The sequence below is a fragment of the Serinicoccus hydrothermalis genome, assembly GCF_001685415.1.
Classification (GTDB): Bacteria; Actinomycetota; Actinomycetes; order Actinomycetales; family Dermatophilaceae; genus Ornithinicoccus; species Ornithinicoccus hydrothermalis.
On the sequence record NZ_CP014989.1, the window covers coordinates 1,684,906 to 1,697,014 of the forward strand.

11 protein-coding genes are annotated in these 12,109 nt (G+C 74.0%); 5 read left to right on the forward strand and 6 right to left on the reverse strand.

Annotated features, from left to right (window positions below):
* Positions 1 to 29 precede the first annotated feature (29 nt).
* Both purL and SGUI_RS07755 read left to right on the forward strand, forming a co-directional pair.
* A complete protein-coding gene (gene purL / locus SGUI_RS07750; RefSeq protein WP_066638411.1) occupies positions 30 to 3,956 on the forward strand; it encodes a phosphoribosylformylglycinamidine synthase in 3,927 nt (1,308 codons plus the stop codon).
* A gap of 12 nt (positions 3,957 to 3,968) precedes the next feature.
* On the forward strand, positions 3,969 to 4,598 hold the full coding sequence (locus SGUI_RS07755) for an alpha/beta fold hydrolase (protein ID WP_066638413.1): 630 nt from the start codon (positions 3,969 to 3,971) through the stop codon (positions 4,596 to 4,598).
* A 124-nt stretch (positions 4,599 to 4,722) separates the two neighbouring features.
* On the opposite strand, the gene SGUI_RS07760 is transcribed toward SGUI_RS07755, so the two are convergent.
* Positions 4,723 to 5,154, reverse strand: coding sequence for a VOC family protein (locus SGUI_RS07760; protein WP_066638416.1), 432 nt, complete (start codon positions 5,152 to 5,154; stop codon positions 4,723 to 4,725).
* Complete coding sequence (locus SGUI_RS07765; protein ID WP_066638419.1) at positions 5,151 to 5,954, reverse strand: helix-turn-helix domain-containing protein; 804 nt, start codon at positions 5,952 to 5,954, stop codon at positions 5,151 to 5,153. The genes SGUI_RS07760 and SGUI_RS07765 overlap by 4 nt, the downstream gene beginning before the upstream one ends.
* A 154-nt stretch (positions 5,955 to 6,108) precedes the next feature.
* Between SGUI_RS07765 and SGUI_RS07770 the strand changes: the two genes are divergently transcribed.
* The 3 genes from SGUI_RS07770 to SGUI_RS07780 are packed head-to-tail and all read left to right on the forward strand — an operon-like array spanning position 6,109 to position 8,370.
* On the forward strand, positions 6,109 to 6,630 hold the full coding sequence (locus SGUI_RS07770; RefSeq protein ID WP_066638422.1) for a pyridoxamine 5'-phosphate oxidase family protein: 522 nt from the start codon (positions 6,109 to 6,111) through the stop codon (positions 6,628 to 6,630).
* Position 6,631: 1 nt separating this feature from the next.
* Positions 6,632 to 7,294, forward strand: coding sequence for a YdeI/OmpD-associated family protein (locus SGUI_RS07775; protein WP_066638425.1), 663 nt, complete (start codon positions 6,632 to 6,634; stop codon positions 7,292 to 7,294).
* Positions 7,291 to 8,370 (forward strand): winged helix DNA-binding domain-containing protein, encoded by a 1,080-nt coding sequence (locus SGUI_RS07780; RefSeq protein WP_157621771.1) that lies wholly within the window; start codon positions 7,291 to 7,293, stop codon positions 8,368 to 8,370. Before SGUI_RS07775 ends, SGUI_RS07780 begins: the two co-directional genes overlap by 4 nt.
* A gap of 21 nt (positions 8,371 to 8,391) precedes the next feature.
* On the opposite strand, the gene SGUI_RS07785 is transcribed toward SGUI_RS07780, so the two are convergent.
* The 4 genes from SGUI_RS07785 to SGUI_RS07800 all read right to left on the reverse strand — a co-directional run bounded on the left by SGUI_RS07785 (position 8,392) and on the right by SGUI_RS07800 (position 11,946).
* Complete coding sequence (locus SGUI_RS07785) at positions 8,392 to 9,036, reverse strand: maleylpyruvate isomerase family mycothiol-dependent enzyme (RefSeq protein WP_066638427.1); 645 nt, start codon at positions 9,034 to 9,036, stop codon at positions 8,392 to 8,394.
* 24 nt (positions 9,037 to 9,060) lie between these two features.
* Positions 9,061 to 9,525: an SRPBCC family protein gene (locus SGUI_RS07790; RefSeq protein ID WP_066638429.1), complete on the reverse strand. Its 465-nt coding sequence runs from the start codon at positions 9,523 to 9,525 to the stop codon at positions 9,061 to 9,063.
* A 64-nt stretch (positions 9,526 to 9,589) separates the two neighbouring features.
* Positions 9,590 to 10,897, reverse strand: coding sequence for an adenylosuccinate synthase (locus SGUI_RS07795; protein WP_066638431.1), 1,308 nt, complete (start codon positions 10,895 to 10,897; stop codon positions 9,590 to 9,592).
* Between the two features lie 71 nt (positions 10,898 to 10,968).
* Entirely contained in the window at positions 10,969 to 11,946 is a 978-nt protein-coding gene (locus tag SGUI_RS07800) for a helix-turn-helix domain-containing protein (protein WP_066638433.1), read from the reverse strand.
* Between the last annotated feature and the right edge of the window lie 163 nt (positions 11,947 to 12,109).

The window sequence follows — 12,109 nt, forward strand, 5'->3', positions numbered from 1 at the left end:
CAGCCGACCACCACGGGAGCCGCACCGCCATGGCCGACGACCACGTCCTCACCACCGTCCCCGGCGGGACCGCCCTCTCCGACTTCCGCGCCGCGGGTCTGCTGCGCCGGCTGCAGCGGGTCGCCCCGCAGGTCACCGGCCTGCGCGCCCGCCACCTGCACGTCGTGGCCACCGACACCGAGCCCACCCCGCAGGAGCTCGCCGACCTCGGCGCGATCCTCACCTACGGCGACCCGTGGCCGGACGACGTGGAGGCGACCGGGCATACCTCGCACGTCCTGGTCTCCCCCCGCCTGGGCACGATCTCGCCGTGGTCGAGCAAGGCGACCGACATCCTGCACAACTGTGGCCTGGACGTGCGGCGGGTGGAGCGGGTGACCGACTACCACCTCGAGGTCGCCGGCGACCCCCTCGACGAGCAGGCCTGGGGCGCGTGCGCCGACCTGGTGCACGACCGGATGACCGAGTCCGCGCTCCCGGGCGACGTGGCCGGGGCGACGGCGCTCCTCTTCGCCGACCGGGTCGCCGCGCCGATGGAGCGGGTGGACGTGCTCGGCCGCGGGCGCGAGGCGCTGGAGGAGGCGGACGCGCGCTTCGGGCTGGCGCTGTCGCCGGACGAGATCGACTACCTCGTCGAGTCCTTCACCGGGCTGGCGCGCAACCCCACCGACGTCGAGCTGACGATGTTCGCCCAGGCCAACTCCGAGCACTGCCGGCACAAGATCTTCAACGCCGACTTCGTCGTCGACGGCGAGGTGCAGGGGCAGAGCCTGTTCGCGATGATCCGGCACACCGAGCAGGTCGCCGGCGCGGGCACGGTCGTCGCCTACAAGGACAACGCCTCGGTGATGGAGGGCGGCCCGGTGCGGCGCTTCCTGCCGGGCGACGGGCATACCGGTCCGGGTCGGTATGCCCTGCGCGAGGACGACGTCCACGTCCTCATGAAGGTGGAGACGCACAACCACCCGACCGCGATCTCGCCCTTCCCCGGTGCCGCGACCGGGGCGGGCGGCGAGATCCGCGACGAGGGCGCGACCGGGCGGGGCAGCGCGCCCAAGGCCGGGCTCGTCGGCTTCGCCGTGTCGAATCTGCGGCTGCCCGGCACCGACGAGCCCTGGGAGACCGACGGGGACGGGGCGCAGGCGCCCGCGCACCTCGCGAGCCCGCTGGACATCATGGTCGACGGGCCGCTGGGGGCGGCGGCCTTCAACAACGAGTTCGGCCGCCCCGGGCTGGGCGGCTTCTTCCGGGTCTACGAGCAGGACGTCGACGGGGTGCGGCGGGGATACCACAAGCCGATCATGAGCGCCGGCGGGCTCGGGTCGATCAGCGCGGACCAGACGGAGAAGGTGCGCTTCGGGGCCGGCACGCTGCTCGTGCAGCTCGGCGGTCCCGGGATGCGGATCGGGATGGGCGGTGGCGCGGCGAGCTCGATGGCGGCGGGTGCGAACGCCGCCGAGCTCGACTTCGACTCGGTGCAGCGCGGCAACCCCGAGATGCAGCGGCGCGCCCAGGAGGTCGTCAACCACTGCTGGGCTCGCGGGGCCGACAACCCGGTGCTGGCGATCCACGACGTCGGCGCGGGTGGGCTGTCCAACGCCTTCCCCGAGCTCGTCGACGACGCGGGGCTGGGGGCGCGCTTCGACCTCACGCAGGTGCCGCTCGCCGAGACCGGGCTGTCGCCGAAGGAGATCTGGTCCAACGAGAGCCAGGAGCGCTACGTCCTGGCGATCGCGCCGGGGTCGCTGGAGGAGTTCGCCGCCCTGTGCGAGCGCGAGCGCTGCCCGTATGCCGTCGTCGGCGTCGCGCAGGACGACGGACAGCTGGTCGTGGGCGACGGCGCGGCGGACGAGACCTCGGCCGCCGACCACCCGGTCGACATGCCGATGGAGGTGCTGCTGGGCAAGCCGCCCCGGATGACGCGCGACGTGCGGCGCGTGGTGCGGCGTGGCGAGGAGCTGGAGCTGGGTGACCTCACCGGCGAGGTCCTGCGGGAGGTGGCGTATGCCGTGCTGCGGCACCCGAGCGTCGCGTCCAAGCGCTTCCTCGTCACCATCGGCGACCGCACCGTCGGCGGGCTGAGCCACCGGGACCAGATGGTCGGGCCCTGGCAGGTGCCGGTGGCCGACGTCGCCGTGACCCTCAGCGACCTCGTGGGGCTGGCCGGGCAGGCGATGGCCACGGGCGAGCGGATGCCGCTGGCGTCGGTCGACGCGCCGGCCTCGGGGCGCATGGCGGTGGGCGAGGCGCTGACCAACCTGCTGGCGGCCCCGGTCGAGCTCGGCGGCGTCAAGCTCTCGTGCAACTGGATGGCCGCCTGCGGCGAGCCCGGGGAGGACGCCGCGCTCTACGACACCGTCCGCGCCGTGGCGCTGGAGCTGTGCCCGGCGCTGGGCATCTCGGTGCCGGTCGGCAAGGACTCGTTGTCGATGCGGACCCGCTGGACCGACGGGACCGGGGCGGAGCGCAGCGTCGTGTCGCCGGTGTCCCTCGTCGTCTCCGCCTTCGCGTCCCTGCCGGACGTGCACGGCACCTGGACCCCGCAGGTCGGTGCCGACGACGTCCTGCTGCTCGTCGACCTCGGCGCCGGTGCCGACCGGCTCGGCGGCTCGATCCTGGGCCAGGTCCGCGGCGCGTTCGGCGGCGCCGTGCCGGACCTGGACGACCCGGCCCGCCTGCCCGCCCTGGCCGCAGCCCTGGGTGAGCTGCGCGCGGCCGGGGTGGTGACGGCATACCACGACCGGTCGGACGGAGGTTTCTGGGCGACCCTGTGCGAGATGGCCTTCGCCGGCGGGGTCGGGGTCGACGTCGAGCTGCCCACGGGCGTGGCCGGGCTCTTCGGCGAGGAGCTCGGGGCGGTGCTCGGGGTGCGCGCCGACCGGGCCGACGAGGCCGAGCAGGTCCTCGCCCGGCACCTCGGCGACGGGGTGGTGCACCGTCTCGGGACCGCGACGACGCAGCGGCGGGTCGTCGTGCGCGGGGACGGCGTCGTCCTCGACGAGCCGGTCCGCGACCTCGCCCAGGCGTGGGACGAGGTCTCCTGGCGGATCGCGTCGCTGCGCGACAACCCGACCTGCGCCGACGAGGAGCACGCCGCCGTCGGCGGCGACGACCCCGGGCTCGTGGTGAAGCCCACCTTCGACCCGGTGCAGGACGTCAGCGCGCCCTACGTCGCGCGCGGTGCCCGGCCCAGGGTCGCGGTCCTGCGCGAGCAGGGGGTCAACAGCCACGTCGAGACCGCCTTCGCCTTCGACCGCGCCGGGTTCGAGACCTACGACGTGCACATGACCGACCTGCAGGCCGGCCGCTCCGACCTCTCCGACGTCGTCGGGCTCGTGGCCGCGGGCGGGTTCTCCTACGGCGACACGCTCGGGGCCGGCGAGGGGTGGGCCCGCTCGGTGCTCTTCGACCCGCGGCTCACCGAGGTCTTCGCCGCGTTCTTCGAGCGGCCCGACACCTTCGGGCTCGGCATCTGCAACGGCTGCCAGATGTTCGCGGCGCTGGCGGCGCACATCCCCGGGGCGCAGGCGTGGCCGCGCTTCGTGCGCAACGCCAGCGAGCAGTACGAGGCGCGGCTCTCCCAGGTCGAGGTCCTGGACAGCCCGTCGATCTTCTTCACCGGTATGGCCGGGTCACGGCTGCCGGTCGCGGTCGCCCACGGGGAGGGCCGCGCCGACTTCTCCCGCCAGGGCGACGCCGACGCGGTCCGGGCCGGGCTGGCGGCCGTGCGCTACGTGGACGGCCAGGGAGAGGTGGCGAGGGCATACCCGGCGAACCCGAACGGCTCCCCCGACGGCCTCACCGCGGTGACCACCCCGGACGGGCGCTTCACCGCGATGATGCCGCACCCGGAGCGGGTGCAGCGCAACGCGCAACTGTCGTGGACGACCGGCGCGGTCGAGGACGCGAGCCCGTGGCTGAGGATGTTCCGCAACGCCCGGGTCCGGGTCGGCTGACGGGGCGGCGGCATGAGGTTCCTCCTGGTGCCCGGTGCGGGCGGGCAGGCCTGGGACTGGCACCGTCTGGTGCCGCTGCTCGGCGACGCGGTGGCGGTCCAGCTCCCGGCCGGTGACGACGAGGCCGGGCTGGGCGAGTATGCCGACGCGATCGTCGCCGCCGCCGGCACCGATCCGGGGCCGGTCGTCGTGGTCGGTCACTCGATGGGCGGGCTGTCGGCGCCGCTGGTGTGCGACCGGCTCGACGTGCGGCGGCTCGTGCTGCTCAACGCGATGATCCCGGCACCGGGCGAGAGCGGCGGGCAGTGGTGGGAGGGCTCGGGGCACTCCCGCGTGGACATCGGGGAGCTCGACGAGGCCGAGCGGTACTTCCACGACCTGCCGCCGGCGCTGCGGGCCGAGGCGCTCGCCCGCCCGGAGCCGGAGCAGAGCGGGACGCCCTTCGCCGAGCCGTGGCCGCTCGCGTCGTGGCCGGAGGTCGAGACGCAGGTGCTGGCCGGTGCCGAGGACCGGCTGTTCCCGGTCGACTTCCAGCGGCGGCTGGCGCGCGAGCGGCTGGGCCTGGAGGTGCAGGTGGTGCCGGGCGGGCACATGGCCGCGCTGAGCAGGCCGGAGGAGCTCGCCGCCGCCCTGCTGAACTGACCGCGGTGGGTTCGTGTCGCCCTGGCAGCACATCCCCACCGCGGTGGCTCAGGGTCGCCGGGGCCACACATACCGACCGCGGTGGCTCAGGGTCGCCCTGGCAGCACATCCCCACCGCGGTGGCTCAGGCCTGCTGGGCCCACTCGTCCAATGCCGCCTGCACGTCGGCGTCCGCCATGGTGACCTCGGTGCCGACGATCCACTGGTGCCCGAAGGGGTCGCGGAAGCGGCCCTGCCGGGAGCCGTAGGGCTGGTCGTCGACCGGGAAGACCTCCTCGGCGCCACGCTCCAGCGCCCGTGCCATGACGGCGTCCGGGTCGTCGGTGAGGACGTCGAGGATCACGCCGGTGCCGCCGCCCGCCGGGGCGGGGTCGGCGTCGTCCGGGTCCTTGACCTGCACCTGCCCACCATCAGGGAGCTCCAGGGCGGCGAAGACCACGGACTCCCCCATGGTGTGGCGGGTGAGCAGCCGCGCACCGAGGACCTCGGCGTAGAACGTCAGGGCCGCATCGGCGTCGCGGACCACGAGCTTGGGAGACACACGCATCTGGCTCATGGAACCCAGTCTGCCCCGTGATCGCCGTCGTCCGCTTGGAGGTTTCGGCGTTCCTGCGCGAGCCACACCGTCGGCGGGCAGCCGACCAGATCACGCCACTCGGCGTCGAGGTGGGCGAGGTCGGCATACCCCGTCATCTGCGCGACGTCGGAGAGGCTGCGTCCGCCGTCCGCCACCAGCCCCGCTGCGCGCTCGAAGCGCGCCAGGCGGGCCAGGTGCTTCGGCCCGATGCCGAGCTCGGCGCGCACGACGGTCCGGAGCTGTCGAGCGCTGAGGTGCACCTGCCGGGCGACCTCGCTGATCCGGATGCGGCCGTGCCGGCCACGGATGAGCGCATAGGCCGCGACCACCTCCGGGCGGGGCGGCGGTGTGTCTCGGCGGGCCCGGGCCCATGCGGCGATCACCGCAGCCTCGGTCCCGGGAGGTGTCGTCGCGAGCTGCTCGGCCAGATGCCGCGCCTCGCGCGGCAGCACCGCGTCGGCGTCCACGGTGGTATGCCCGTCCGCGCCGGGCGCCAGCTCGGCGGCCGGCATCGCGAGCAGCCGACGGGCCATGAGGGGGTCGAGGGCGAGGTGGACCCCGGCCCAGGAGCCACGCTGCCGGGTCCAGGCGCCCTGGGTCTGCAGCCCGCCGACGAGGCTGGGCAGTGCTCGCTGCGCCGAGCGGGCACCCCCGGTGCCGCCACCGACGAGGAAAGGGTCCGCAGTGCCGAGGATGAGGGTGAGGGTGGTGCCGGGCAGCCCACGATGCCACCGGTCACCCGACGGCTCGGGGTCGGCGAAGGCGACCGCCGAACGCACTCCGCTGCGATGCATACTGGGCCAGACGAGCGGCCGGGGAGCGCCTGCAGTCACCTCCTGCGGTCCCACCCGCTCAGCGTGCCACGCCGGACGGCATCGCGCAGTCGACGCTCGCTCCACCAGGTCTGTCGGCGAGGAGGGCTACGGTCTGGACATGAGCACCGCGCGGAGCCCGCAGACGGACCGGCCGACCTTCCCCGAGGGCTACGGCATACCGTCCACGGCCGAGGGCCTGCTGCGGTGGGACGAGGTGGAGCCGCGGCTGCGGGAGGCGCAGCACTACTGGCTCTCCAGCGTGCGCCCGGACGGGCGGCCGCACTCCGTGCCGCGCTGGGGCGTGTGGCTGGACGGGCGGTTCTGGTACGACGGCGCCCCGACGACACGGCATACCCGCAACGTCGAGGCCAACCCGGCGGTGACGCTGACGCTGGAGAGCGGCACCGAGGTGGTCATCGTCGAGGGTGAGTCGCGCGCGACGCGGGCCGAGGCCGACGGGCTCGGCGGGAGACTGGCGCAGGCCTTCGGGAAGTATGCCGACTCCGGCTACTCCCCCGGCCCGGACTCGTGGGCCGGCGAGGACGGCGGCGGCCTGCGCGTGCTCACGCCGCACCGGGTCCTGGCGTGGTTCGCCTTCCCGACCGACTGCACCCGGTTCACCTTCGACGGCGGTGACTGAGATGGGCCGGCACGAGGGAGGGAGCACGGAGCGGCCGGCCGTCTTCTTCGACGGACCGGCGGACTTCCGCGCGTGGCTGGAGGAGCACCACGAGAGCGCCGACGAGCTGTGGATGGGGCTGCACAAGAAGCACGTGAATCCCCAGGGCCTGACCTGGGCCGAGGCGGTGCCGCAGGCGTTGTGCTTCGGCTGGATCGACTCGGTGAGCCAGCGGATCGACGAGGACTCCCGGCGGCAGCGGTGGACCCCGCGCCGCCGGGGCAGCATCTGGAGCGCCGTCAACGTCGCGCACGTGGAGAGGCTGACCGCGGCCGGTCTCATGCGACCCGCGGGGGTCGCCGCCTTCGAGGCGCGCAGGCCGGAGCGCACGGGGGTCTACTCCTTCGAGCAGGAGGGGCGCGAGCTCGACCGGGAGCAGCTGGCGGCGCTGCACGCCGATCCCGCCGCCCGGGCCTTCTGGGAGGCGGCCACGCCGAGCTACCGCCGAATCGTGACCGGCTGGCTGCTCTCGGCCAAGCGGGAGGCCACGAGGCAGTCCCGGCTGCGGCAGCTGGTCGAGGACTGCGCGGCCGGCCGGCTGGTGCCGCCGCAGCGCTACGGCGAGACGCCGAGGTGGGTGGACCGTGCGGCCGCGGCCGCCCGGGACGCGGGCGGGGCGAGATGAGCGCCTCCGGCCCTCGGCGCTGGACCCTGGACGACGTCGCCCGAATGCGGCTGCTCTCGCAGCGGCTGGTCGACCCGCTGCCCACGCCGGGTGACGTGGTGCGTCACCTGACCTGCACCCAGGGTCAGGACTACCCCGGGTCCACGCTGTCGCTCGCCCTGCGCACCACCTCCCGCCGGCTCGACGCGGTGCGCGAGGCCTACGACGGCGGCGAGATCGTGCGCAGCTGGCCGATGCGCGGCACGCTCTTCGTCGTTCCGGCGCAGGACCTCGGCTGGATGCTGGGGCTGACCGGGGCCAAGATCCGGCGCGAGACGTCCCGCCGCCGCGAGCAGCTCGGCCTGGACGACGCCACGCTGGCGCACGCCGAGACGGTGGCGCTCGAGGCGCTGAGCGGCGAGGGCCTGACCCGCAGCGAGCTGCTCGGCGTCTGGGAGGACGCGGGCCACGCGACGGGCGAGGGTCGCGGCTACCACTCGATCTTCCACCTGGCCCTGAGCGGCTTGGTCTGCCAGGGCCCGACCGAGGGCAGGGAGCAGCGCTTCGTCCGCACCGAGGACTGGATCCCGGCGCCGCGCACCCTCGAGGGCGAGGAGGCGGTGCTCGAGTGGTTCACCCGGTATGCCCGCAGCCACGGCCCGGTCCCGGTGGCCGACTTCCTGTGGTGGACCAAGCTCCTCAAGCGCGACGTCGCGCCCGTGCTGGACGACGCGCGGCAGCAGCTCGAGGTCATCACCGTCGACGACGTCGAGCACTGGGTCGACCCGGCCGTCGTCGAGCGGTACGCGTCGCAGCGGCGCAGCACCGCTGCCCCGCTGCTGCTGCCCGGCTTCGACGAGCTCGTGCTCGGTTACGGCGACCGCGGAGCCGTGCTCAGCAAGGTCGAGGAGGCCGAGGTCGTCCCGGGTGGCAACGGCATCTTCCGCGCGACGGTGGTGCGCGCCGGCCGGGCCGTCGGCACCTGGAAGCGGCCTCGGCGCGCCGGTGACGTCGTCGACGTGACGCCGTTCGGCACCGCCCTGCCCGGCCCGGTCGAGCGCGCCCTCCCCCGCCTCACCGCCGCCCTGCCGACCTGAGCCCGGGGCATACCTCTCCGGTCAGCTCAACCGGTCCGCGAGGATCGGCACGCCCGGTCCGGACAGGTCGGGCAGGTAGGCCGCTCGACCCGCCATGACCATGACGAGCGCCAGGGTCGGGCCGCGCACGAGCGGACCGTCACCGGCGGCGAAGGTGGTGTCGGTGGCCTCGAGGCGCAGACCCGTGGCGAGGGTCCGGCTGGGCACCGTGAAGTCGCGGCCGGCGAAGAACTCCGCCACCTGCGCGACGCGCCCCGGGTCGGGCCCGCTCGTGAGGCCGAGCGGCTGACGGATGTCCTGGCCGTGCACGACGACCTCCCCGAGCCAGGCGGGGGTGTGGCCGGAGGCGGCGGTGGTGCTGTCGACGACCCGCCGGAACCCGGCCAGGGTCTCATCCGCGGACGCACCGAGGTGCTCGGCGAGACGGCGCTGGTTGTGCAGGTCGAAGTCGAAGCGCGCCCCCAAGACGCTGGTGAGCCAACGGACCCTGCCCACGCTGGCCGCCGCGGTGAGGTGGGCCACCACCTCGCGCACGCTCCAGCGCCCGCACAGGCTGGGGGCCCCCCACTGCTCCGGGGTGAGCGTGGTGAGGTCGTCGGCGAGAGCGGCGCGTTCCGCGTGCACCGCGGCCCACAGGTCCTTCCTCGTCCAGGTGTCCACAGGCATACCTCGTCCCGGTCAGGGGTGGGGTCAGGGGCGGTCGGTGTCCTGCTCCTCGCGGAGCACGAGGCGCAGGCGCTCGAGGTCGCGGCGCATGGCGCGCTTCATGCCGAGGGTGACCGCGCCCGAGGCCAGCGTCGTCATCGCCTTGGGCCGGCCGGCGTTGCGCAGGCTCATCCCGGTGCGCGGGCTGCCGTCGACCTCCTTCTCGTCCCACCACGTGTAGGTCGTCTCCACGGGGAACGGGCCGTCGTCGGTGCGCATGACGAGACGCTCGTCGGGCACGAGGTCGACGATCTCGTAGGTGTAGGCGAGGCAGCGCCCGAGGAAGCGCGTCACGAAGTCGAGCCGGGCCCCCTCCTGCACCACCGGCGCGCCCTCCCAGCGCACCGAGCGGATGTTGGCCGACCACCGCATCGCCTGGTCCGGGTCACCCGCGACAGCAGCCACCAGCGAGCGGGGCGCGTCGAAGATGGTGGCGACCGTCACATCCATGGGCTCAGGGTATGCCCGCGCACCCCGTGGCGCGCCTCGCGCCGGACACGCGGCGCGCACGGCGTCAGGCGACGGCGCTCTCGTCCCGGCCCAGCAGGTCGTGGCGGACGATGACCTCGTCGCGGCCCGGGCCGATGCCGATGACCGAGATGCGGGCGCCGATGAGCTCCTCGAGCCGCTCGACGTAGCGCTGGGCGGCCGGCGGGAGGTCGCTGAACTCGCGCGCGCCCGTGATGTCCTCGGTCCAGCCGGGCAGCTCCTCGTAGATCGGCCGCGCGTGGTGGAAGTCGGACTGGTTGGCCGGCATCTCGTCGAATCGCTCGCCCTGGACGTCGTAGCCCACGCAGACGGGCAGCGTCTCCAGCCCGGTGAGCACGTCCAGCTTGGTGAGCACGACGTCGGTGAGGCCGTTGACCCGCCGTGCGTAGCGCCCGACGACGACGTCGGCCCACCCGCACCGGCGGGGGCGGCCGGTCGTCGTGCCGTACTCCGCGCCGACCTGCCGCAGGTGCTCGCCCTGCTCGTCCTCCAGCTCGGTGGGGAAGGGCCCCTCCCCCACCCGGGTCGAGTAGGCCTTGAACACGCCGATGACGCGGTCGATCCGGGTCGGCGGCACGCCGGAGCCCGTGCAGGCGCCCCCCGCCGTGGCGTTGGAGGAGGTGACGAAGGGGTAGGTCCCGTGGTCGACGTCGAGCAGGGTCGCCTGACCGGCCTCGAAGAGGACGGTCTTGCCGGCGTCCAGGGCCTCGCCCAGCTCGAGGACGGTGTCGGCCACCATCGGCCGGATGCGCTCGGCGTGCCGCAGCAGCTCCTCCATGACCTCGTCGACCTCGACGGCGCGCCGGTTGTAGATCTTGAGCAGCAGCTGGTTCTTGACGTCCAGCGCGGCCTCGACCTTCTGCCGCAGGATCGACTCGTCGTAGAGGTCCTGCACCCGGATCCCCACCCGGCTCATCTTGTCCGCGTAGGTCGGGCCGATCCCGCGCCCGGTCGTCCCGATGCGCCGCTTGCCGAGGAAGCGCTCGGTCACCTTGTCCAGGACCCGGTTGTAGGGCGGGATGAGGTGGGCGCTGGCGCTGATGCGCAGCAGCGAGGTGTCGATCCCCCGGGCCTCCAGCCCGTCCAGCTCCTCGATGAGCACCGCGAGGTCGATGACGACGCCGTTGCCGATGACCGGGGTGCAGCCCGGGGAGAGGATGCCGCTGGGGAGCAGGTGCAGGGCGTACTTCTGGTCGCCGATGACGACGGTGTGACCGGCGTTGTTGCCGCCGTTGAACTTCACGACGTAGTCGATGTCCGAGCCGAGCAGGTCGGTCGCCTTGCCCTTCCCCTCATCGCCCCACTGGGCGCCCACCAGGACGATGGCTGGCATGGTGTGGTGCCTTTCTCTCGCGGCCGGGACGCCTCACTCTATCGACGCCGCACCGGCCCGCCGACCACGCGTCACTCGACCAGCCCGCGGCGGCAGACCGCCAGACCGAGCTGGAAGCGGGTGTCGGCGCCGTGCTCCTCCATGAGCGCCGCGACCCGCCGGCGCACGGTGCGCAGACCGAGGCTCATCTGCCGCGCGATCGCCTCGTCCTTGAAGCCGAGCGAGAGCAGCTCGAGCAGCTTGACGTCCTGGGCCGAGGCGTCCCGCGACATCACCGGCTCGGCCCGGCGCCAGAGCTCGTCGAAGAGCGCCACGAAGGCGTCGAGGATCACCGGCGCCCGCAGGAGCAGGAAGCCGGCGTCCTCGCCCTTCTCCTGCAGCAGGACCCCGGAGCGGCCGAAGACCGCGAACTCGACCCGGATCCCGTCGTCGGGGAGGTAGCGCTGCTGCTCGCCGACGCCGGCCCGCCACTGCGCGAAGGAGTGCCACTGCGGGTCGGTGAGCACGGACAGCGGGAAGATGCCGCGCACGTCGCGTCCGCTGCCTCCCATCCCGTCGGCCGACTGCCTGCGGACCGCCGCCTCCTGCGCCGCGACGGCGTCCGGCGTGACCGTGACCCACAGGATCGGTCCCCGCGAGGTCCGGACGAGGTGCTCGACCACCGACCCCGTCTCGGTCGGCGCCACCTGCTCCCACGCCGGCACCCGGGGACCGGACAGCTGCAGCCCGCGGCGGTAGTCCGACTCGAAGCTCTCCAACGACTCCCGCAGCCCGAGCAGGCGGCGGCGTCGCTCGTCGAGATCGGACTCCTCCGCGTCCAGCAGCCGGCCCACGCTGGCGCGGGGGTCGTCGACCTTGACGGTCCCGTCGCTCGTCCGGCGCGCCAGCCGCATCTGCTCCAGGTCCTGCATGACCCGCTCGGTCTGCCGCAACGGCCAGCCCAGCGCCTCGGCGTGGTCGGACATCGGCGCGGGCGCGGAGCGCAGCACGTGCCGGTAGAGCTGCTCGGCCGCCTCGGTCAGCCCGACCGACCCTGGTTGAGCATTCATCTATGGCAGCATAGGGCCACTGGCAGGCTTATGTCAGTAACATGACGGCGGTCGTGGTTGTATGAACGCATCGGACGCACGTCAGGGGACGCGATCGTTCCGATCTTGGGGAGCGAGCGGCACCCGGGGCGGTCACGGACCCGGGGGCCGCTCGCACGTCCGG

Coding starts and splice junctions, on each gene's coding strand:
- SGUI_RS07775 (WP_066638425.1), top strand. CDS start 6,632: ATGGGCCGGCACGAGGGAGGGAGCACGGAGCGGCCGGCCGTCTTCTTC.
- SGUI_RS07760 (WP_066638416.1), bottom strand. CDS start 5,154: ATGAGCCAGATGCGTGTGTCTCCCAAGCTCGTGGTCCGCGACGCCGAT.
- SGUI_RS07785 (WP_066638427.1), bottom strand. CDS start 9,036: ATGCCTGTGGACACCTGGACGAGGAAGGACCTGTGGGCCGCGGTGCAC.
- SGUI_RS07800 (WP_066638433.1), bottom strand. CDS start 11,946: ATGAATGCTCAACCAGGGTCGGTCGGGCTGACCGAGGCGGCCGAGCAG.
- purL (WP_066638411.1), top strand. CDS start 30: ATGGCCGACGACCACGTCCTCACCACCGTCCCCGGCGGGACCGCCCTC.
- SGUI_RS07790 (WP_066638429.1), bottom strand. CDS start 9,525: ATGGATGTGACGGTCGCCACCATCTTCGACGCGCCCCGCTCGCTGGTG.
- SGUI_RS07780 (WP_157621771.1), top strand. CDS start 7,291: ATGAGCGCCTCCGGCCCTCGGCGCTGGACCCTGGACGACGTCGCCCGA.
- SGUI_RS07755 (WP_066638413.1), top strand. CDS start 3,969: ATGAGGTTCCTCCTGGTGCCCGGTGCGGGCGGGCAGGCCTGGGACTGG.
- SGUI_RS07795 (WP_066638431.1), bottom strand. CDS start 10,897: ATGCCAGCCATCGTCCTGGTGGGCGCCCAGTGGGGCGATGAGGGGAAG.
- SGUI_RS07770 (WP_066638422.1), top strand. CDS start 6,109: ATGAGCACCGCGCGGAGCCCGCAGACGGACCGGCCGACCTTCCCCGAG.